The 21965-nt window shown below is 48.9% G+C and carries 13 protein-coding genes; 6 read left to right on the forward strand and 7 right to left on the reverse strand.

Features of this window, described 5'->3' with window-relative positions:
• Window positions 1-240 precede the first annotated feature (240 nt).
• A complete protein-coding gene (tamL, locus tag HMPREF1535_RS11565; RefSeq protein ID WP_046146523.1) occupies window positions 241-2580 on the reverse strand; it encodes a translocation and assembly module lipoprotein TamL in 2340 nt (779 codons plus the stop codon).
• A complete protein-coding gene (locus HMPREF1535_RS11570; protein WP_046146202.1) occupies window positions 2580-7184 on the reverse strand; it encodes a translocation/assembly module TamB domain-containing protein in 4605 nt (1534 codons plus the stop codon). Before HMPREF1535_RS11570 ends, tamL begins: the two co-directional genes overlap by 1 nt.
• A 470-nt stretch (window positions 7185-7654) precedes the next feature.
• Here HMPREF1535_RS11570 and HMPREF1535_RS11575 point away from each other — a divergent pair, with 470 nt between their 5' ends.
• Together HMPREF1535_RS11575 and HMPREF1535_RS25390 are read left to right on the forward strand one after the other, a co-directional pair.
• Window positions 7655-8083 (forward strand): endonuclease domain-containing protein, encoded by a 429-nt coding sequence (locus tag HMPREF1535_RS11575; protein WP_244275599.1) that lies wholly within the window; start codon window positions 7655-7657, stop codon window positions 8081-8083.
• A 17-nt stretch (window positions 8084-8100) separates the two neighbouring features.
• Window positions 8101-8691, forward strand: a complete 591-nt coding sequence (locus HMPREF1535_RS25390) for a DUF4373 domain-containing protein (protein ID WP_082207520.1) — start codon at window positions 8101-8103, stop codon at window positions 8689-8691.
• Here the strand turns inward: HMPREF1535_RS25390 and HMPREF1535_RS11585 are convergent.
• A complete protein-coding gene (locus HMPREF1535_RS11585) occupies window positions 8575-10200 on the reverse strand; it encodes a MutS-related protein (protein ID WP_244275601.1) in 1626 nt (541 codons plus the stop codon). The two genes, HMPREF1535_RS25390 and HMPREF1535_RS11585, sit on opposite strands and share 117 nt — an antisense overlap.
• Before the next feature lie 92 nt (window positions 10201-10292).
• Between HMPREF1535_RS11585 and HMPREF1535_RS11590 the strand changes: the two genes are divergently transcribed.
• Complete coding sequence (locus HMPREF1535_RS11590) at window positions 10293-11078, forward strand: inositol monophosphatase family protein (protein ID WP_010800730.1); 786 nt, start codon at window positions 10293-10295, stop codon at window positions 11076-11078.
• A gap of 6 nt (window positions 11079-11084) precedes the next feature.
• On the opposite strand, the gene HMPREF1535_RS11595 is transcribed toward HMPREF1535_RS11590, so the two are convergent.
• The 4 genes from HMPREF1535_RS11595 to HMPREF1535_RS11610 all read right to left on the reverse strand — a co-directional run bounded on the left by HMPREF1535_RS11595 (window position 11085) and on the right by HMPREF1535_RS11610 (window position 13872).
• On the reverse strand, window positions 11085-12035 hold the full coding sequence (locus tag HMPREF1535_RS11595) for a calcium/sodium antiporter (RefSeq protein ID WP_010800729.1): 951 nt from the start codon (window positions 12033-12035) through the stop codon (window positions 11085-11087).
• The gene (locus tag HMPREF1535_RS11600) at window positions 12035-12430 is read right to left on the reverse strand and encodes a DUF3127 domain-containing protein (protein WP_009859820.1); all 396 of its coding nucleotides are present in this window, start codon (window positions 12428-12430) and stop codon (window positions 12035-12037) included. Before HMPREF1535_RS11600 ends, HMPREF1535_RS11595 begins: the two co-directional genes overlap by 1 nt.
• Before the next feature lie 66 nt (window positions 12431-12496).
• Complete coding sequence (locus tag HMPREF1535_RS11605) at window positions 12497-12874, reverse strand: MerR family transcriptional regulator (RefSeq protein WP_009859819.1); 378 nt, start codon at window positions 12872-12874, stop codon at window positions 12497-12499.
• 14 nt (window positions 12875-12888) lie between these two features.
• The gene (locus tag HMPREF1535_RS11610; RefSeq protein ID WP_010800728.1) at window positions 12889-13872 is read right to left on the reverse strand and encodes a M23 family metallopeptidase; all 984 of its coding nucleotides are present in this window, start codon (window positions 13870-13872) and stop codon (window positions 12889-12891) included.
• Window positions 13873-13968: 96 nt separating this feature from the next.
• On the opposite strand from HMPREF1535_RS11610, the gene alaS reads away from it, so the two are divergent.
• From alaS to HMPREF1535_RS11625, 3 genes are all read left to right on the forward strand, one after another.
• The gene (gene alaS, locus HMPREF1535_RS11615; RefSeq protein WP_046146203.1) at window positions 13969-16596 is read left to right on the forward strand and encodes an alanine--tRNA ligase; all 2628 of its coding nucleotides are present in this window, start codon (window positions 13969-13971) and stop codon (window positions 16594-16596) included.
• Window positions 16597-16889: 293 nt separating this feature from the next.
• Entirely contained in the window at window positions 16890-20516 is a 3627-nt protein-coding gene (locus tag HMPREF1535_RS11620) for a glycosyl hydrolase 2 galactose-binding domain-containing protein (RefSeq protein ID WP_046146204.1), read from the forward strand.
• 554 nt (window positions 20517-21070) lie between these two features.
• A complete protein-coding gene (locus HMPREF1535_RS11625) occupies window positions 21071-21835 on the forward strand; it encodes a DNA-binding domain-containing protein (protein WP_009859814.1) in 765 nt (254 codons plus the stop codon).
• The last annotated feature ends 130 nt before the right edge of the window (window positions 21836-21965 follow it).

Genomic DNA, 21965 nt, shown 5'->3' on the forward strand with positions numbered 1-21965 from the left:
CTTTTACCGTAACCGGCAGAATTACAAGGAATAGTGCAAACATTAGTGTGTTAAATATCGCTTTCAATGTCCGAATCTTTTTACATTATTAAACTGCTGCAAAGGTCGGCTGAAAAGGAAAGCGCATCAATCACCGATTATAGGTAAAAAAGAAGCGTAAGGGAAAGGGTAAAATAACTATATATAGGTATGGAGGGGAGGAGGAATAATAATCGACCTTCCCCTCAACAACTATACTTCCTAGAACGGATACCCGATTGCCAGGTGCCATCCCGGTTTATATTTGGGGACGTTGAAGTAACCATTCTTGTCTGTTTCGTAAGGAACATGTAATGGGATACCCATATCCAGGCGGATCACGATAAAGGTCAGGTCGTAACGCAGGCCGACACCGGCATCCAGCGCCAGGTCTTTCAGGAAACGTCCCCATTTCAGTTGGCCGCCGGGACGCTGCTTGTCTTCACGGATCAGCCAGATGTTACCGGCGTCAACGAATGCAGCCCCGTGCAGGTCGCCCAGGATCGGGAAACGATATTCGAGGTTGGCTTCGAACTTCAGGTCGCCGGTCTGGTCGAGATAGCTGTAAGTTGTCTTTTCGGGAAGGTAACGGCCCGGACCGATCGAACGGATCGTAAAGGCACGCAAACTGTTGGCACCCCCGATATAAAATTGTTCGCTATAGGGAGCAACCCGGGCGTTCCCGTAACTGTAGACGGCACCTGCCATCATGCGTCCGACCAGATGCTGGTTATGGCCGATCTTATAATCATAACGTATCTCGGCTGTCCCTTTCACGAACTGGGCAAACTTGTTTCCCAGCAGATGTTTCCCTTCTTCGTTGAATTTCTTTCCGGCAATAGCATAGCCGGCACCCAGGAGGTTACCTGCCTGCGAAACGGCAAGCTGGAACCACGTGTGGTTCCGGCGTGTAGTGATCGGGGCATCATCATAGGTATAAGTATAACCCATTGCCGGCACGAACTGGTTCTCCAGACTCAGTTTTAACGCCTTGTTATCCTTTGTTATGCTATCGAACTCATGCGTCGTAGACTGGAGCAGGTTGTACGTCAGCTTGAACGGCGTGATCGAATGGTGACTGGTAGCGGACGACTGGTAATCGTAGGAAGCACTTCCGCCGAAAGCCAGCATCTTGAAGAAACGTGCCCGGTTCAGCTGGTCGACATACAACCGGAAAGAGGTACTTGACGGATACAAGCCGTCTTTCTTCATCATTCCCGGGAAAAGCAATTGCGGGAACGTCAGCGTTCCGCTCAACCCCATCTCCCAGCTGTTGATGGCCGATTTGGCACCGTCCACCCGGTTGCCGGTCTGCCATTCGTAAGAACCGCGCAGGCGTACTCCGAAAGTCTCGCCGCCACCGAACACGTTCCGTTTCGTTACGCTGAAGATAGCTCCCGGTCCCACCTGGTCGTTACTTTTGGAGGTGACGTTCACTTCCAGCTCACCGTCGAGCGGAAGGTCGTAGACCGTGTTGATCTTCAGGTCGAGCGTGTCCTGGCGGCGGGTGGTGTCGCGCGGGGTATATTGCATTTCGGAATACCGGAAAATACCCAGGCGCGAATAGCTGGTCTGGGTCCGTTGCTGTTTTTCCTGCGAATAAAGGTCGCCCGACCGGAACCGCAGGCGGTTATAGAGCACCGACGGGCGGACGCGCAGTTTGCCTTCGTAGTAGACGGTCATGTCTTTGTAACGTACCGAATCGGTGGGTGTCTCATTGTTATAGCCGTTCAGCCAGACTGATATATCGCCGATCTTCCACGGGCGAAGAGCGGCACGCGACAGTCCGGGTTTGGTCATGATGCGGAGCGCCACCTTGCCGGGATTCATGATGGTATCAGCCTGGTAAGTGATGAACTCGGGACGGAAATAATAAAAACCGTTGTTGCGCAGCAAGGAGGAGATACGCTGCCGTTCGGCTTCCAGGTTCGTCACGTTGAAGTTTTCACCGTCATGAAGCAGGCGTTCACCTATCGTATTTTGTATCAGTGTATCCATCCGGTGACGCATCCTTACATAACGGATACTATCATAGGTGTAGGGATGGTTCATGGCCACCTGGTAAATGAGTTTTGCTTTCTTCGCATTTTTCGGATTGGTATCCACCTGGAAAGAAGTCGTTCCGTTGAAATAGCCATATTCCTTCAACAGGTTTTGCGCTACCTTGATGCGGACTTCGGGATTTACGGTGGAGACGAACACCGGTTTAGCAGCCAGCTTGTCGAAAATCCATTTCCCAATCTTCCCCTTTTTATTGACAAATGCATTATAGACCCAGAGGCCGAAAGGCAACGGCACACGGATGGACGAACTTCCCAGCAATGCATTGTTGGGCGGATAGGCAAGGGCGCCTTCCACTTCGGCGAGGGCATCTTCGCCGGCGGTGGTTTTATCTTCATCGGTGACTTCTATTTTCTTGATACCGGTGTATAAAACTTCGCCTTCAGGCAGGTTCTTCGTTGTCGAACAGGAAGAGGATAGCAGGATCAGGGTAGTGAATATCGAGGCGATAACACACCCTCTGCCGTTTAACAGTCTGTATAATATGTCCTTATTTTCCATCATTCTTCTTCATTTACCGGTTTGGGTCGATTCTTTTTAAAATTGAACAGTTCGCGTAGATGGAGCATCTTGCGGCGCAGGACGATACCGGCGCCTGTTTCGGTGATCTCACCTTCCAGCAGACTTTCGTAGTTCTTATCATGGAACAGCTTCACGTAGCGGGTTCCGCTGGCATCCAGCCGGTATTCGATCGAGACGTTGTCGATAAAGGCCTGTGTCTGGCTGCTGTTGCTGGCATTTTCGCCGGTCGAGATGCGTCCGCCCAGCACGACACGGATGCGGTCGTTCCAGAAACGTTTGGCGAAACTGAAATTATAATCGGTACGCTGGCCGCCTGAGCCGTCGCCGTTCTCGTCGTAGGTATCCATGCCGAAGGAGATGTCGACCGTCTTCAGGGCACTTCCGGCAATGTTGCTGATCTCACTGTTGAGGAAGCTGTTCAGGGCGGCACCCATGTTCAGATTCTGTTTGCCGCTTCCGGAGTTGCCCAGATACATGCCGGTCATGATCATGCCGACTGCCAGTTTCGTGCGTTCATCTTCACCCAAGCTGCTCAGTTGGGTCTGCATCGCCTGGTCTTCGGGAGCCGTCAGGACGAATTGCAGGCCCAGGTTCTCCAACTGCTGTTTGAGGGCGATGCCCACGTCGAAATTCACCATGCGCGGATTCTGTCCGCTGAGCGTCACGTTCGTGCGGATACGTTCGGTGGCAGTCAGGTTCAGGTACGGGTCCATCGGATCGCCGCTCCACTGCACATAACTACCGTTTTCGATATTAAATTCTTTCAGCGGGATGACCGGCAGGGCATATTTTACAATACCACCGGAAAGGGTATATCGTCCGTTCAGGATCATCTCGCCCTGCGGGGTATATTGGAAAGAAAGGTCGCCACCCCCTTCGAGTTCGACTTTGCTGGAGCGGTCGGGGGTAATGTCGGCGTTCAGCCGTACGGACTGGTCGATGCGGATGGTCAGCAGCATATCCAGGCCGCCCAAAGGCAGCGGGGCTTCTTGCCGGCGTCGGTTCACCAGCGTGTCTTCGAATGAAGTGAAAGTCACCAGGTCGGATAGACGGTCCTGTACCGTCAGCGGCGAGTCTTTCATGACATAAGTCACATTGGTTCCTCCCAACAGTTGCAGGTTGCCGCGCATCATTAAGGCATCCAGCGGACCTTTGACCGTCGACGCCAGGTTGACGAGCAGTTTGCCGTACACCATGCTTTCCTTGTTACGCTTCACGTCGAGCAACTGCATGTTGTCGGCATTTAGTTTCAGGTCGGCCATCATCCGCGAAGGATTATTGAAGTCGATCGTGCCGTCTATCACGAACGGGTTCTTTCCGGCTGCGTGGATATGGTATTTGTCGAACAGGATCTTATTCTCTTTCACCACGATTTTCTTGTCGTCCACCCGGAAACTGGTACCCACGGCAGTGACGAACATTGAAGTCGAATCCATTTCGATATATCCGTTCATTTCGGGAGCTTTGCTGCTGCCCTTTATCGTCATGTTCCCTTCGAGCACGCCGCTGAGCGCCGCCATATTATCCGGGATAAACGGGTTCACCATATCCAGCGGCAGATGTGTTACGTCGAGCGTCCCGTCCAGGTGGTCGTTTTTCCCCATCTTGTAAAGGGCGGTTGCCGACATGACTTCGTTTTGGTCACGGAAGAAGTGCATGTCGACCTGGTGCGTATTGTCGGCCAGCGGGAGATAAACGGTGCTGAACATCAGTTCGCCTACCCGTCCGCCTTCATAGATCAGATTGTCGATATTTGCATCGACAACGACCAGGAACGAACTGTCCGACGGAGCATATTGCATGTCGGCGCTCAGGATACCCTTCATCGAAGGTATCTCCGCAAAAGCCTTTGAGATCACATCGAGGTTGATCTGGCTCAATTCCAGATGCAGTTCCTCCATCTTATCCTTTTCGGGCAACGAATGTATCCACAGGGAGGCGTTTTCTTCGCCCGACAGGCGGAGGTCGGCGGCAATATCTTTTTCGTTCTTATAAAGGATATAATTGTCCGGGTTCAGCTTGAAAGGGCGGAATGCCAGGATCGGATTGTCCGGGAACAGATGGAGGTTGAAACCTTCTTCCACCTTGTCGGCACGCAGTCCGAGCAGGATACCGGTTTTCCCCAGGCCGTCCGTGTACAGGAGTTCGGCATCGGCAAACGTATTCCTGACCTTCCCCTTGACTCCGGCTGTGAATGGAGCCTGCTGGCGGAATTTCGTCTTGATGACATCGGTCTGATACAACAGTCCGAGCGAGTCCTGCCGGATCGCAAAGCTGACTGTGTCTATCCGTGTCGTGTCCTGCATCAGGTTGTAAATGCCGGCATCCAACCGGAAACCTTCTTCGGGAGAGGTGAACGCCTCCAGGTTCAGGTTGTTGAACGAGACGTTCGCCTGTTGCAATATATTATAAATCGGATTATCCTTCCCTGCCGATATCGCCAGGTGCATATCCGGCAGCAACGGTTTAAAGGCGGGGATATTGATCATCGAATCTTTCTCGAGCTGTTTGTTCAGCCCTTCGGAAATCTTGTTGAACTTATCGGTCATGGTCTCCAGGTCGGAGTTGCCGGTCAGCACGATCCCGAGGTCGCCGGCATGGAAGGAGACACGGGTGGTGTCCTGGGTGCTTTGGGCGTGCAGGGTCAGTGTCTTCGGTTTATAAATACCCGTGGTGGTGGTCAGTTCCCAGTTTCCGAGGGTGACGTCGACCAGGTTGTTCTTTCCCATATCGGTTTCCGCTTCCGCGAAAAGCTGGAAGGAGGTTGCCAGTGAGTCGTTCATCAGGTGCATGCCATAGATGTCGAAGTTTTCGACATCGGCTATCAGCATGGCTTTGATCTCTTTCTTTTGCAAGGTCGCATTCAGCGTCATATCCATCTTTGCCAGCGGATATTTGCTCAGCAGGTCGAACTTTACGAAGTTCTTTTCCAGCGAACCGGCCAGGGTGACGTCCGATACGTTGTAATTGCCGTATCGTATATCTGTCAGTTTTCCGTCCAGCTTTGCCCAGGAAGAGGTTTTGAAGGGATCGAACCCTTGGCCTTCCGCCTGTATGGATGCGCTCATATAATAGAGCGAGTCGAGCGGCATAAAATGCACAGGTTCCAGGCTATCCACTTTCAGGTCGGCTTTATACGCCTCTTTGGCCGGGTTGAAACAGCCTGTCAGCAGGACTTTTCCTTTGTCTTCTTTCAACAGGAGATCGGCTTGATACTCATTGTTTTTCAGAGCCGCCTCACCGGTCAAGGTGAGGCCTGCCGGGATATTATACCGGTGCCGTTCGGCGGGGGGAAGCATTGTCAGCAGGAAATCGAGGTTGCCGGTTTTAGCTTTCAGGTCCAGTTTTCCAGAACGGCGCACACTGTCGGTCAGCGCTTTCATCGTTCCGGAAACGTCCATACGGAAAGTCCCCGGCAACTCCGCTTTCAACTGGCGGAGCAGCATGGATGACAAGTTCCCTTCCACTCCGGCAGTCAGTGAAACCGGTTTCTGCGGATAGGCTTTCTGAAAATCTTCGGGCAGTGCACCGGCGAATGTCATCACATCTTCTTTTCCCAAAGAGGCGGTTAATAACATCCGCATATCACCTTCGGGGTTTTCGTCGAACGAACTCCAGGGAACCATCGCCAGCAGGCGCGCTTCTGAAGCAGCTGTTTTCAGCAATAATTGCGGTACACTAATAGTCGTGCTGTCACTGTGAAGGCTTCCGGTCAGCGAAGTGATCGTCAGTCCGGAACGGTCGTCGGCAGAGAGTTCGCGTATCCGTGCCTTTATGTCCCTCCCTCCGTAGAACAGCGAATCCAAGGTGATATTGACATTACTCAGGGCGATATGCGATGGGTCGAAACCTTTCACCGGCTCCTGGTCGTTGCCGTCGTATCCCAGTGTCGAACCGGTCAGTGTGAACAGGTCCGCCCCATATTGTGAAGTGCCCAGGTCTACGACGCCGTCTTTCAGGTTCGCCTTATCTATATAGGTAGTCAGGCGCAACGAGTCGGCAGGCATCTGCATGGCAAACGCCACCCGGTCGAAATTGATTTTTTCCAGTTTCAATATCCAGTTGACTGGGGTGGAGGTGGTGTCGGCTTTCGTTGTCGTATCGTTCAGTAGCAGGGTGATAGCGGTATCGGACAGGTCGATTGTATTGAGCGTCACCTGTTCTTTCGAGAGATTGATGCGGTCGGCCTTGGCATATAAGCGTCCCAGCACGCCTTTTATCTCCATGCCTTCGATAAAAGTCCCGGTATTCACTTTCACCCCTTCCAGGTTGATAGCGTCTACCAGCACTTCTTTTTTCAGCAGAGGCAAGGCTTGCACATTGACGGAAAGGCTTTTCAACGTCAGAAGCGTATCGGTGGGAGCCGTCAGGACCTCCACACCCCGCACAGTCAGGTTCAGCGGGAAGGAGAGGCGTATCCGTTCGATCCCGATCTGCATCCCGGTAGCTTTTCCGGCATAGTAGGCGGCCTGTTTCACTGCAAAATTCTGTACAGGCGGTATATATAAAAGCACAGAGACAAGTAGTATCAATACCACCGGTATCAACAACACAATCCCTATCCGTTTTATCCAAATCCTCATCTTTTTATCAGCGTTTTCTTTTTTATTATCATAACGGCTAAATACCCTGTTTTGTTTGAAAATTCTTTAACAAATATAGAAATAAAATTTCGTAATAAAAACGGGGTAATGTGATAATATGCCAATTTCGAAATGGCTGATACGGATAGAGACGGGATCGAAACGGGAGGTTTCAGTCTGTCGCTCCCTTCGTCTTCCTTCTTTTGCAGTATGTTCTGCACGTTGCGTTAAATGATCTTTTGTATAATATCCTTTATATCCAGATTCAATTTAGAGAAGGCAAACCATGATTTCTCCATTATTTTTCATAGCGATACGATTTTGTTTGCGACAAAGTTAAGATTATTATTTGTCCCGTATCTGTTTTTCTGTGGAAAATATTTAGATAAATCTGAAAGCCAGTCTCGAATTTTACATTATCTTCCCTTCCCTGTTTCACCCCATCCGAGTCCGTTTTCAATTTCTCCCGGATGAAATTTGATTTTCTTCCGAAAGAAATTATTTTTTCTCCCGGAAGGGCGTTTTCCTATAAAAAAACAACAGCTTTCGCCGGAATGGGGAAATTTACAATAAGTATTTTGGCGATGGCCTATTTTTCGCCGCTTAGCGCGTTGATCCTGAAGCATACGGGCGAGGAGGTGGTGGCGGAATACCGTTTCCATCCCGGGCGGGACTGGCGGTTCGACTTCGCCATCCCTTCCCACCGCGTAGCTGTCGAGGTGGAGGGCGGCGCCTTCAACGGTGGCCGCCATATCCGCCCCGAAGGCTATCTGCGTGATATGGAGAAATATAATGAGGCGGCGGTCTCAGGCTGGTGCGTGATACGCGTGCTGCCGGGAGAACTGCTGATGCTGAAAACGTTACGGCTGGTTATCCGTGCGATACAAAATCATAATTGAAAAAGTTTATAACAATCATGGCTAGACCTATCAAAAAAGGACTGGATTATTTTCCGGTCGATACCGATATATTTGAAAATATACAAGTACGTAAACTGAAAAGCCGCTACAAGTCGCTCGGTTTTCTGGTTTATTTCACCATCCTGTGCGACATTTACAAAAAAGAGGGGTATTTCCTGCAATTGTCGGATGATTATGTGTATGACCTTGCTGATCGTTTGGGAGATACGGAAGAAAAGATTCAGGAAAGATACATTTTAGTTGTAAAACGATGCAAAAATCCCATTTCCGAAGAGTTTAATTGCATTAACATCGTGGAAAATGCTGTTAATGTATCAGAAACGGGGGTTTCTGTTACAGAAATGCGACAAAGAAAAGAAAAGGAAAGTAAAGTAAATATACAACAGCAACAACACGCGTGCGAGGAGCCGAAAGAAGAACCGCAGAATTTGGATGAAGCGCGTGAGCGATGGAAAGATGCTTTGCGAGAATTATCGGCCTTCTATCTGCCGGATAACGGAATAAGCATCTTCTATCAATGTAGCCGGATAATCATTTATTTCCAGAATGCGGATGGCGTTCCGCTGGTAGAGGTTGCCTGCCTTTAATTTATAATCGAACGAGAGAATGCCGTTGGCTATCGTTTCACAGAAATGATACAGGTCGTATTCATTTTTCAGGAATGTTCCTAATTCCGCATCGTGGGTGGAGACAATTACGATGTTGTTCGAGGTGTTCAGGTATGACAGGACCGCTTTGGCTGCCGCTATCCGCTCGGTGGTGTTGGTTCCCTTAAATATTTCGTCCAGCAGGAAAAGGTTGATATGTTCACTACAGCTGCATGATAGCATATCGCGGATCGACTCCACTTCTTTCAGATAGAAACTTTTGCCGTCGGAAAGGCTGTCGGAAAGCATCAGGGCGGCATGGATCATGACAGGCGTTTTCATCTGCATCCGCCGGGCAAAAGCTGTATGAAGTGTCTGTGTCGCTAGCATATTGACGCCCAGGGTACGGATGAAAGTAGTCTTTCCCGACATATTCGAACCGGTAAACAGGATGGAGCGGCCTTCGATCCGGATCGTATTGGCAACACAGTTCTTGAGCAGGGGATGAAACATCTCCTCCGTCTCCATCCGCACCTCGCCTTCCGGCTTTTCCGGCAGACAGTAATAAGGCAGGCTCTTCCGCAGAAAAGCGACCGACGACAGACTGTCTGCCAACCCGACAAAACGAAACACCGTCTCTATCTGCCGGTTCTTATCTTTCAGCAGGGTGATCACTTTATGATAGGCGATCGGTTCCGCCAGAAAGAAGATTTTGACGCATTCCATGATCGCCCAAAGGATGACAGCCAGGTCGCTGTCCATCTTCGATTCCATCCGCAGGTGGCCGCTCGCCTTTCTCAGTGTTTCCAATGAAGACAGCGCCTCCGGAACCTCTTTGCCGAGTTCCGTGAAAAGCGGGTTCTTCGATAGTTTGCCCGAAATATTCAGCAAACGTATCAATTGGGGAATGGATATCAGAAAATTCAGGTTGTTCGGTTTGTTCCCGTAATGAATAACGCCGTTCACAAGTATCGCTGCAATCAACAAAAGCAGCCACGCTCCCGCCTGATAAAAGTACAATAATAGAAGAAACAAGGCCGGCAGGAAACCACAAATACGGAACAGGATTTTCCTCCATACAGGAACAGCCGGAAATCCTATACCCATCAGCGACGCAATACTATATGCTTCATGGGTATTCAGGATTTGCAGGTCTTTGACAAGTTCTTCCTGTAAATCCGGATGCGACGACAGCTCGTTTATAAGTGCTTCATGCCGTTCTATCTCGCCCGCTTTGTCCGGGATGATCCGCATCAGGTTGTACAGATACTGCTGCCCGACGCGTGAGGCGGTGCGGTCGGAAAACATGAAAAGATCCTCGAAACCCAGATCGGAACAGGTCTGGTCGGACAATACGCCCAAAGCATTCCGGTGCGTATCGAAACGGAAGAAGGAAGAGATATCGAAAAAATTATAACTCTCGGCTTTCTCTTCTCCCTTGTAGCTTGGAGTCTGTTTCCATGGTTTCCGGATATTCATAGAACGTAACTGTTTTATGTCTTGTGTCAAAAGTATATCTTTTTCGTTAATATTCAGTACTACCCGTATTATTTAGTTCCAAAATGCGTATGTTTGTCACAATAAAAAGATAAAAAGAGGATATGCTTAATTTAGAAGAACTTTGTACCCAGGTACAACAGATAGCCCGCGAAGCCGGGACTTTCCTGAAAGAAGAACGGCGTAAGTTCGACCGTACACGTGTAGAAGAGAAAAGTGCTCACAATTACGTATCGTATGTCGACAAGGAATCGGAAAAATGGCTGATCGCCCAACTCTCCGCCTTGCTTCCCGAAGCAGGCTTCATCGCCGAAGAAGGCAGCGGCAGCCTGACCGACGAAAACTATTGCTGGCTGGTGGATCCGCTGGACGGGACTTCCAACTATATTCACGATGTCGCCCCTTACTGCGTCAGTATCGCCCTGCGTAATAAAGAAGAATTGCTGATCGGTGTCGTTTACGAAGTCTGTCGCGACGAATGCTTCTACGCCTGGAAAGGCAGTAAAGCCTATCTGGATGGCAGGGAGATACACGTATCGGACGTATCCGACCTGGATAAAGCCTTTATCGACCTGGGATTTCCTTATAACTCCGATGCTTACCGCCCGGTGGCCCTCCGCCTGGTCGACCGGTTATACGGTTTCGCCGGAGGAACGCGCCTGATGGGAGCGGCGGCTGCCGAAGTCTGCTATATCGCCGCCGGACGTTTCGAAGCGCGTATCGAAGCCTGGATCGGTCCCTGGGATATAGCGGCAGGCGCCCTGATCCTGATGCAGGCCGGCGGTAAAGTGACCGACTTCAGCGGTGGCGACAACTGGCAGTCGGGAGATGAAGTGCTTGCCACCAACGGAGCGATGCATGAGACACTTATGCAGTTGGTCAGGGAGTAAAGTAACTTATCCTTTGATCAGATAGATCATATAGGCAATATAGCATAGGACCATAACAATCCCTTCAAGGCGTGTTATGGTGCGCTTTCTGATAAACAGCCCGAACAGGTAAAGCAATACGCATGAACCGATCAGAACCCCGAGGTCTGCATTGGTAATACCTTTCATGTTCAGCGGACTGATGGTCGCACTGCAACCCAATACAAAGAATATATTGAACAGGTTCGAACCGATCACATTCCCGATCGCCATCTCCGGATTTTTCTTCAAGGCGGCAACGACCGAGGTAGCGAGTTCGGGCAGGGAAGTTCCTCCGGCAACCAACGTCAGACCGATAATAGACTCACTGACACCCAGGCCACGCGCAATCCCTGATGCTCCGTCTACGAAGAACTGTCCTCCGTAAATCAAACCGGCAAGACCGCCGGCAATGAATACCCCGGATTTCCATACGGGCATCAACTTGATTTTCGTCTCTTCCTCTCCGTTCCCGTTATGTGCAATGGCGAATGTGTAACCCAGAAAGATCGCAAAGAAGCAGAGCAGCAGCATCCCGTCGCTGCTGCTGATTGTATTTTCAGCCGCTCCGTTTATCAACACGTCGTTTCCGCAGATAAATAAAACGATAGATGCCAGGATACATAACGGAATCTCTTTGCTGAGCGTCCCTTTATTCATCCCGATGGGAACAATGGCTGCCGTGCAACCTACAATCATAAGGGTATTGAAAATATTACTTCCGACAACATTCCCGATGGCCATATCCGCACTTCCTTTCAGTGCCGATACAATGCTGACGGTCAGTTCGGGGGCGGATGTACCAAAGGCTACGATCGTTAATCCGATAACAAGGGAGGAGATGTTAAAACGTTTGGCTACCGAAGCAGCCCCATCGGTCAGTGCATTTGCGCCGACCAGGATGAGGAGTAGTCCGCCGATCAGGGCAACGATATCCATTAGAATGGCAGATCGTCGATCGGGTTAGCCGGGCCGAAGTCGGGAGCGGCAGATGCTGTCGGGGCAGATGCCGGTGCAAAGTTTTCCGGTGTCATGGCGCCCGGTGCTGACTGGGGAGCGCCGGCCATCGGACGGTCTACCTTCCAGGCACTGATGTTGGTGAACCAACGTCCCTGATATTCGCGGCTGTCTATATCGAATGATACTGTCAATTCTTCTCCGGGTTGAATAGCTGCTTGTTCGATGCGGTCGGCACCGAAGATCTGGAAGCAGACTTTCTTAGGGTATTGGTCGTGTGTCTCTAATACGTATTCCTGTTTTTTCCACTCGTTTCCAGCTTTGCTGGTTCCGCTCTGCGCAGGCAGTACGGCGATAATTTTTCCCGTAATTTCCATGTTTATTGTTCTATTAAATTGTCGGCGAAGGTACGCTTTTCCGGCGTAACCTGCTAATTGTTTGACTTAGATTTTCTCTTCCTGAGGTAATTCGGAAGGGTCGAGTGCGTCGAAGGCAGCTTTCATAGAGAGCAGTTCTTCCTTAATCTGCTTCAGCTTATTAACGATCTCTTCCTGCCGGATGGTTGTCTCCCTGTTATCCTTTAGTTTTTGCCGGGCACCAGCCAGGGTCATTCCCCGCTCTTTTACCAGATGGAAGATCAGGCGGACGGCGTCGATGTCTTCCTGCTTATAGAAACGGGTTCCTTTAGGCGTCTTGCGCGGACGGATAATATCGAATTCTTTCTCCCAGAAACGCAGTGTCGATTCGTTCACGTCGAACATCTGCGCCACCTCGCTGATGGAGAAATATAACTTCAGATTTTTATCTTTATTTAATGCCATTGTATTAAAGATGTTTAATCCATTACCTGGCCATGGTTTTCTGCAATCTGAATCATACGGTCGTATTCTTCCGGTGTCAGGTCCATATAGTAATATCTGGACGGATTATCATGTTTACCACGAACTATCACTTCATAATGCAGGTGCGGGCCGGTTGATTTACCGGTGTTACCTACTTCGCCAATCACTTCGCCGCGTGTCACTTTCTGTCCGACGCGTTTTCTGTATTTGCTCATATGACCGTATAATGTCTGGAATCCATAGCCGTGATCGATCATCAGGCAGTTCCCGTAACCCTGTTTCCAGGCGGCAAAAGTGACGACTCCATCGCCGGTTGCATAGATTTCCGTTCCTACTTTGGCAGAGAAGTCCATGCCGGAGTGGAAACGCGGAGTTCGGTAGATCGGGTCGATACGTACACCGTAGCCGGATGCCGTGCGACGCAGGTCCTTGTTGGAGATTGGCTGGATGGCAGGGATGCAGCGGCTGCGTTCTTCCTGGTTCTTACCCAGTTTAATCAACTCTTCCAACGAGTTGGATTGTATATAAAGTTGTTTGCTGAGCATGTCCATCTTCTGGGTGGTAGAGACAACCAGTTCCGGATTGGACAGGTTCAGCAGATGTTCGTAGCGGTTGGTTCCCCCGAAACCTGATTTACGCACCGATTCGGGAATGGATTCGGCCTGGAAGATGGCGCGGTACAGGTTCTCATCCCTTTGCTGTATATCATCCAACACTTCCAGCGCATTGGTGAGACGTAATGAAAGTACTTCATACTGAGTCTGCAACAGCTTGTTTTCCTTTTTCATCAAAGACTCTACCGGCGAATCGATCGTGTACATCATAATAAAGAATACACCGATACCGATTGCCGCACCGATGCTCAAATGACGGAGCACAATGAAGAAACGGTCTCTGGCGGAGGGGTAAACACGGTCGTAACTGAGCGTATTCGGGTTATATAAGTAATATGTTTTTCTTGTTTTAAACAGTTTCATTGAATATTTTATTGCTTGGATACGTGCAAAAATAATAATTTGCAGTACTTTTGCAAATTGTTTTTCAGAATATTAACGAGAACTATATAATAGATTATGTTGACAGCAAAAGAAATTCGTGAATCGTTTAAAGAGTTCTTCGCTTCCAAGCAGCACCAGATTGTACCGTCTGCTCCTATGGTCGTGAAGGGGGACCCGACATTGATGTTCACCAATGCGGGCATGAACCAGTTTAAGGATATAATCCTGGGAAATGTACCCATTAAATATTCACGTGTCGCGGACTCGCAGAAATGTCTTCGTGTAAGCGGTAAACATAACGACCTGGAAGAGGTAGGACACGATACCTATCACCACACGATGTTCGAAATGTTGGGAAACTGGTCGTTCGGTGATTATTTCAAGAAAGAGGCCATCGGATGGGCATGGGAATATCTGGTGGATGTCCTGAAGCTGGACCCGAAACGTTTGTATGCAACCGTATTCGAAGGAAGCCCTGCCGAAGGTTTGTCGCGCGACGACGAAGCTGCCGGTTACTGGGAACAGTTCCTGCCGAAAGATCATATTATCAATGGTAACAAACATGATAACTTCTGGGAAATGGGTGATACCGGTCCTTGCGGTCCCTGTTCGGAAATTCATATAGACCTTCGCTCTGACGAAGAACGTGCCGTTTCTAGCGGTGCGGAGATGGTAAACAAAGACCATCCGCAGGTAATCGAGATCTGGAACCTGGTGTTTATGCAGTTCAACCGCAAAGCCGACGGTTCGTTGGAACCGCTGCCTGCGAAGGTGATCGATACGGGTATGGGATTCGAACGCCTGTGTATGTCATTGCAGGGTAAGACTTCCAACTACGATACCGATGTATTCCAGCCGATCATCCAGGTGATTGCTGAAAAGACCGGAACAAAATACGGAGACAACAGACAACAGGATGTGGCTATGCGCGTTATTGCCGACCATATCCGTACAATCGCGTTCTCTATCACAGACGGACAGTTGCCGTCGAATGCCAAAGCCGGTTACGTAATCCGCCGTATCCTTCGCCGTGCCGTTCGTTACGGTTATACGTTCCTTGGACGCCGCGAAGCTTTTATGTATAGCTTGTTGCCTGTCCTGATCGAGACGATGGGCGATGCTTATCCCGAACTGGTTGCCCAGAAGACGCTGATCGAAAAGGTAATCAAGGAAGAAGAAGAATCGTTCCTGCGCACGTTGGAAACAGGTATTCGTCTGCTGGATAAGAAGATTGAAGAAACAAAGGCTGCCGGAAAAACCGTTATCAGCGGTGTGGATGCCTTTACATTATATGATACATACGGATTCCCGTTGGACCTGACTGAACTGATCCTGCGTGAAAACGGCATGGAAGTGAATATCGACGAGTTCAATGCGGAAATGCAGAAACAGAAAGAACGTGCCCGTAATGCGGCTGCTATCGAAACCGGTGACTGGGTGGTCCTGAAAGAAGGCGAATCCAAATTCGTTGGTTACGACCTGTTCGAATGTGAAGCCGAAATCCTGCGTTACCGTAAAATCAAGCAGAAGAATAAAGAGTTGTTCCAGATCGTTCTCGACCAGACTCCGTTCTATGCAGAGATGGGTGGACAGGTAGGTGATACCGGATGGCTGATTGCCGACGATGAAAAGCTGGATGTTGTAGATACGAAGCGTGAAAATAACCTGCCGGTACATTTCGTTACGCGTTTGCCGAAAGATGTAACCGTTACTTTCACGGCGAAGATCAACGAAAAGAAACGTATCCAGTGCGAATGTAACCACTCGGCAACTCACTTGCTGCATGAGGCATTGCGCGAAGTATTGGGCACACATGTCGAACAGAAAGGTTCGTATGTTTCTCCCGAAGCGCTTCGTTTCGACTTCTCTCATTTCCAGAAAGTGACCGACGAAGAAATCCGCCAGGTAGAAAAGCTGGTAAGCGAAAAGATTCGTGCCAACTATCCGTTGGAAGAGCATCGCAATATGCCGATAGCCCAGGCCCAGGCTTTGGGTGCTATGGCATTGTTCGGTGAGAAGTATGGCGAGGAAGTACGTGTCGTTAAATACGGTTCTTCTATCGAGCTGTGCGGTGGTACGCATATCCCGGCAACCGGTATGATCGGTTCGCTGCGTGTGATTGCCGAAAGTTCTATCGCAGCCGGTGTACGCCGTATCGAAGCCGTGACGGCCGAAGGGGCAGAAAACTATACCTTCATGTTGCAGGATTCCATGCGTGAGTTGCGTGCTTTATTTAATAATGTACCGAACCTGGCACAGACAATCCGTAAGTCGATTGAAGAAAATGCCGAACTGAAGAAACAGGTTAGCGACTATGTAAAGGAAAAGGTCGCTATGTTGAAGAAAGAACTGATCGCCAAGGCTGTTGAACGCCACGGAGTGAAGGTGGTTGTCTTCCGCGGTGAGGCGAATGTAGATGCCATCAAAGACCTGGCCTTCCAGATCAAGGGTGAAAGCAATAGCGATGAGAAAGTATTCTTTGTGGCCGGTATCAAGGACGGTGCAAAATGTGCTTTGATGGTGATGCTGAGCGAACCGCTTGTTGCCGAAGGACTGAATGCCGGTAAACTGGTAAAAGATGCAGCCAAACTGATTCAGGGTGGCGGTGGCGGACAGGCCCACTTTGCAACTGCCGGCGGTAAAAACTCCGACGGTTTAGCCCAGGCCGTAGAACAGATTCTTGAAACGGCTGATTTGAAGTAAAAGAACATCGCATATATATAGCGACGGAAGTAACTCTTCCCCTCTTGAGAGGGGGCAGGGGTGTGTTAAAGCAAGTCTTATGGCGGAATTATAACACACCCCTTATCCCCTCTCAAGAGGGGAAAGAGATACTTTCGTCGCTATAAGTTTGTTTCTCCGCCTGTTGTTCCCTTGTTAAATACCGATTATATACCTTTTTTATATCTAACCTTTTCCTATTTGCATAAAAAATCACTGTTTTTTAATGTATATTTGCCTATGCAAAAAATACAAATCAAATAGACTTTCATCGTATGAAAATGTGTAAACAGCAAAAAGTCTCCCGTATCCTCACGCTCTGTGGAGCAGCAGCGACTTCGTTGTTGCTTTGGGGTTGTAGCGGTGCAGGGGCGACAACCGAATCGTTCGAACGTTCGGACTACTATACGCGTGGTATAGGGCAATACCCCGGTAACCCGAAGGAGGATTTCTCTCCTGATTTGGCTCCGGATAAGTCAAATTATCGCAATATAGCTCTTCTGCGTTCGGCTTTCAACTCCTCTAGTCACGACTATAACTTGACGGCGCAGTTAGTGACGGACGGTATTGTAACCGACCAGCAACCGCAGTATTTAATACTATCGACTCCGGCGGGCGAAGCTCCCCGGCGTGAACGCGAATGGATGATCGACGAAGGTCCGTATTCCCGGAATACATTTGAAGGGGCGGATACTTATTTCCAGTTCGCACTAAAGAATTACAGCAAACAAGCCGACAAGCTGGTGCTGACAGGAACTCTCATTTATGACGACCAGTTGGCAAAAGACGGTTACGAAATTATCTGCCAGGGTTCCAATGACGGACAGAACTGGACCGAGGTCGGCAAACTGAGCGGCAAAGGATTGCCGGGCGACGCTGTACGTTACCGTATGCCGGTAACCGACCCGAACAAGCAGACCGAACAGATTTCCATGCCGGTCCGTAAACTGAATGAAACCATAACATTCGATAAAGAGGCGAATTACTCCAATTACCGTGTTCTATTGAAGATGGCCGGTGTCCATAGCTGGGTGTTTACGGCTGCTGATTTCTATAATAAAGGCGGAATGGTGGAAATGAAACCTTCCCAATTCTTCAATAGTGCCTGGATGAGTGCCACTACGGGAGAAGAATGGTTGTATGTAGACCTGGGTAGCCAGTCTGAATTCGACAAAGTCGTTTTACGCTGGATAAACAAAGCCGTAAAAGGTAAAGTACAGGTGTCCGATAATGCTGAACAGTGGACGGATGTCGCTGAACTTCCCGGTGGGGAGGAATTGGTCGATGAAATCTCGCTGAACGGTAAGAAGAATGCGCGTTATGTGCGTATCCTGATGCAACAGCCGGCCAACGACAGTCGTTATATCCTGAGCGAACTGGAAGTGATGGGTAAAGGTGGCCTGGTTCCGCAGCCTGTGGCTGCACCTGCTGCATCGAAAGACGAAATCTATTTGTCCGGTGGCAACTGGAAACTTCAGCGTGCGTCAGAAATAACGGCTACGGGAGAAGAAATTTCGACTCCCGGCTTCCAGCCTGAAAACTGGGTTGTTGCCACGGTGCCGGGAACTGTCTTGAGCAGTTACAAGAATATCGGTGCCATTGCCGATCCTAACTATGCAGATAATCAGTTGCAGATATCCGAGTCGTTCTTCAATTCCGATTTCTGGTATCGTGACGAGTTTGAGGTGCCGGCCGACTTTAAACAGGATCGTGTGTTCCTGAATTTCGACGGTATCAACTGGAAGGCGAATGTATATGTAAATGGTAAACAGGCAGGCCGCATCGAAGGTGCCTTTATGCGTGGTAAGTTCGATGTAACGGACCTGATCGTTCCGGGTAAGAATGTGGTAGCCGTGGAGATCATTAAGAACCAGCATATCGGTGCTATCAAAGAGAAGAATGCACTGAGCACGGACTTCAACGGCGGTATCCTGGGTGCTGATAACCCGACATTCCATGCAACGATCGGCTGGGACTGGATCCCGACGATGCGTGGCCGTAATATCGGTATCTGGAATGATGTCTTCCTGACAACGACCGGAAAAGTGACGGTAGCTGATCCGCTTGTTAAATCGGTGTTGCCGTTGCCCGATACGACCTCTGCTAAACTGACGGCGGAAGTGATCGTGAAGAACCATGATGCAAATGCGGTAAAAGGTATGCTGGAAGGCAAGATCGGTGATATCACCTTCCAACAGCCGGTGGAACTGGCTGCGGGCGAAGAGAAAGCTGTTGTCTTCGATGCAAAGGATTTCGCTCAGTTGAATGTTCAGAATCCGCGTCTCTGGTGGCCTAAAGGATATGGAGAGCCTAACTTGTATGATGCCAGCTTCACATTTAAAATAGATGATAAGGTATCGGATGCCAAAGACTTTAAAGTCGGTATCCGCCAGATGACCTTCAATGAGGATAATCAGATTTTGAGTCTCTTTATCAACGGCCGTCGTTTTGTTGGCCGGGGCGGTAACTGGGGATTCAGTGAGTCTAACCTGAATTACCGTGCACGTGAATATGATATCGCGGTGGCTTACCATGCCGATATGAACTTCACGATCATGCGTAACTGGGTGGGTATGATTGGTGATGAAGAACTGTATGAAGCCTGCGACCGCCACGGTATCGTGGTTTGGCAAGACTTCTGGCTGGCGAATCCGGCTGACGGTCCTGATCCTTACTATCCCGAAATGTTTATTGCCAATGCGGAAGATTATGTGAAGCGCATCCGTAACCATGCTTCCATCGGTATCTATTGCGGTCGTAACGAAGGTTTCCCTCCCGAACAGATCGACAAGGCGTTGCGCCGGATCATCAAAGAAGATCATTCGGATATACATTATATATCCAGTTCGGCAGATGATGTAGTAAGCGGTCACGGTCCCTATCGTATGCTTCCTGCAAAGGAATACTTCACATTGAAGACCGGTAACGACAAGTTCCATAGCGAACGCGGTATGCCGAATGTGCTGACCTACGAAAGTATGCTCCGTACCTTCTCTCCGGAAGGTATCTGGCCACAGGATAATCAGTGGGGTATGCACGACTATACCCGCGAAGGTGCACAGGGTGCTACTTCTTTCAACGAGATTATTGCGAAAGGATACGGCGAACCCCGTAGCGCCAAAGAGTTTGCCGAACTGGCGCAGTGGGTGAACTATGACGGTCACCGCAGCTTGTTTGAATCCCGCAGCCAGAACCGTAAAGGTTTGCTGATGTGGATGAGTCATTCCTGCTGGCCTTCTATGGTATGGCAGACCTATGATTATTACTTCGAACCGACAGCTGCCTATTTCGCTATCAAGAAGGCTTCCGAGCCATTGCATATCCAATGGAACCCGGTAACCGATGAAGTAGAAGTCGTAAACTACAGTGGTGGCAACCGTAAGGGCTTGACAGCTAAAGCGCAGGTGCTGAATATGGATGCTTCCGTAGCCTGGGAGAAAGAAGTCGCTATTGACAGTAATGAAGATACGACCAACAAATGTATCCAGCTGGAATTCCCGGATAACCTGTCGAAGGTTCACTTTATCAAGATGGTCTTGGCTGAAAACGGAAAGGTTATTTCCGAAAACTTCTATCACAGAAGCCTGGAAGAAAACAACTACCAGGATCTGCGTAATCTCCCGAAAGTAGCATTGAAGTCCGATGTCACGACCAACAAGGGAACTGATGGAAACTGGAACGGTACAGTCGTTATCGAGAATACAACTTCAACACCGGCCTTGATGATCCGTGTAAATGTTGTGGGCGACAAGGATGGTGAGCAGTTCCTTCCGATGTTCTATTCCGACAACTACTTCGCTCTGCTTCCGGGTGAAAAGAAAGAAATCAGCTTCCGCTGGAAAGACGAAGATACCAGAGGCAATGCGCCTAAAGTGGTTGTGTCAGGATATAATGTGATGTAATATAGTTGTTTACGCTGATTCTTGCGGATAATCAGTTTTATCCGGTAGTAATTAATACCTCTCTCTAGAGGAAAAAAGTTACTACCGGATATTATAAACAAACATTTAAATCTGATAAAATTTAACTATATTCCCTACCTTCTGTTACCTGAAAAAACTCTTTTATTTTGTGAGATTCAGTATTATACTCTTCCCCTTCGTTATGTAATATTTAATATTGTTAACAAACTCCCCGTCCTGTTACTTACAATTAATATATACTTTTGTGGAAGTATAGGTAAGTTATAGAAATCAAGTGATAATGAATTGTGTTGACTAAAAAAAACGGTCGTTTTTTTTAGTCTGTTTTTCTCTCCTCTTTACTGACATAAACCGACTCCAATTATTTTAAATTAACAATTGATTATCAATCAATATACAAGAACCAACAGAATCTTTCGTGAAAAGTAAACAATGACTAAAAAAAACGACCGTTTTTTTTAGTCATTCTGCCTCCTGTCATTAAGCTACTCTAAAACCACAATATATTACATTTTGATATAAAATTTAGAAGTATGGAAAACAAATTACAAGGATGGCTAGCCCCAAATACCTTGACGGAAGATCCGGACGATCAGATTTTAGTGCTGAAATCAGCAGGAACAGTTACTGAAGACGACATCGTCAAAGAGATGATCAGCGAAGACACCGGTCTTCGTAAAGAAACACTGGTTCACTCGGTTACACTTTATAACCGTATCATTGCCCGTTTCCTGGCAAATGGTAACAATGTAAACACCGGCCTGTTTTATGCAACCCCTCGTGCTACCGGAATTATTGAAGACGGTATATGGAACCCCGAAAAAAATAATATCTACGTTGATTTCACACAAAACCGTGTGCTACGCGAAGAAATCAGAAACACAAAGGTTGAAATCCTGGGCGTACGCCCCGATGTAATCTATTTCACCGGCGTGAAAGATTGTAGTAACGATATGAAAGACGGCCACATGACCCCCGGCCGCAACTTCCGCATCACCGGATCGTATATCCGCGTGGAGGGCGACAACGAGAAGGTGGGCATCTCCCTGCGCAGTTTGGCCGACGACAGTATCACGCAGGTCTCCACTGACCTGTTCGGTACTAACAAACCTTCGGAATTGATCTTTATCGTTCCCTCCGGATTGAAAGATGGTGAATACGAACTGACGCTTACCACCCAATTTTCCGGAAGCACCAAACGTCTGCTGAAAGAACCCCGTTCTGTCAGCCGCCTGGTGTATGTGGGTGAAAAGCCGGGTAGCGGCAGCGGTGGTAGTGACCGGCCCGAAATTGAATAGATCGTCTGCCCGCCGTGCTTACGAACCTTAGGCGCCTTTGCCTGCACATCGTAGGCGCTCCTACCTGTACACCATAGGCGCGCCTTGCCTACGATGCACAGGCAAAAGTGGCGGGTAATCTTAATCGACA

It is taken from the genome of Parabacteroides goldsteinii DSM 19448 = WAL 12034 (genome assembly GCF_000969835.1).
In the GTDB taxonomy this organism is placed as follows: Bacteria; Bacteroidota; Bacteroidia; order Bacteroidales; family Tannerellaceae; genus Parabacteroides; species Parabacteroides goldsteinii.

Excerpts from the sequence above, each read along its gene's own strand:
- HMPREF1535_RS11605 (WP_009859819.1), bottom strand. The coding sequence starts at position 12,874 with ATGGCATTAAATAAAGATAAAAATCTGAAGTTATATTTCTCCATCAGC.
- HMPREF1535_RS25390 (WP_082207520.1), top strand. The coding sequence starts at position 8,101 with ATGGCTAGACCTATCAAAAAAGGACTGGATTATTTTCCGGTCGATACC.
- HMPREF1535_RS11570 (WP_046146202.1), bottom strand. The coding sequence starts at position 7,184 with ATGAGGATTTGGATAAAACGGATAGGGATTGTGTTGTTGATACCGGTG.
- HMPREF1535_RS11590 (WP_010800730.1), top strand. The coding sequence starts at position 10,293 with ATGCTTAATTTAGAAGAACTTTGTACCCAGGTACAACAGATAGCCCGC.
- HMPREF1535_RS11600 (WP_009859820.1), bottom strand. The coding sequence starts at position 12,430 with ATGGAAATTACGGGAAAAATTATCGCCGTACTGCCTGCGCAGAGCGGA.
- HMPREF1535_RS11575 (WP_244275599.1), top strand. The coding sequence starts at position 7,655 with ATGAAATTTGATTTTCTTCCGAAAGAAATTATTTTTTCTCCCGGAAGG.
- HMPREF1535_RS11625 (WP_009859814.1), top strand. The coding sequence starts at position 21,071 with ATGGAAAACAAATTACAAGGATGGCTAGCCCCAAATACCTTGACGGAA.
- alaS (WP_046146203.1), top strand. The coding sequence starts at position 13,969 with ATGTTGACAGCAAAAGAAATTCGTGAATCGTTTAAAGAGTTCTTCGCT.
- HMPREF1535_RS11620 (WP_046146204.1), top strand. The coding sequence starts at position 16,890 with ATGAAAATGTGTAAACAGCAAAAAGTCTCCCGTATCCTCACGCTCTGT.
- HMPREF1535_RS11610 (WP_010800728.1), bottom strand. The coding sequence starts at position 13,872 with ATGAAACTGTTTAAAACAAGAAAAACATATTACTTATATAACCCGAAT.
- HMPREF1535_RS11595 (WP_010800729.1), bottom strand. The coding sequence starts at position 12,035 with ATGGATATCGTTGCCCTGATCGGCGGACTACTCCTCATCCTGGTCGGC.
- tamL (WP_046146523.1), bottom strand. The coding sequence starts at position 2,580 with ATGGAAAATAAGGACATATTATACAGACTGTTAAACGGCAGAGGGTGT.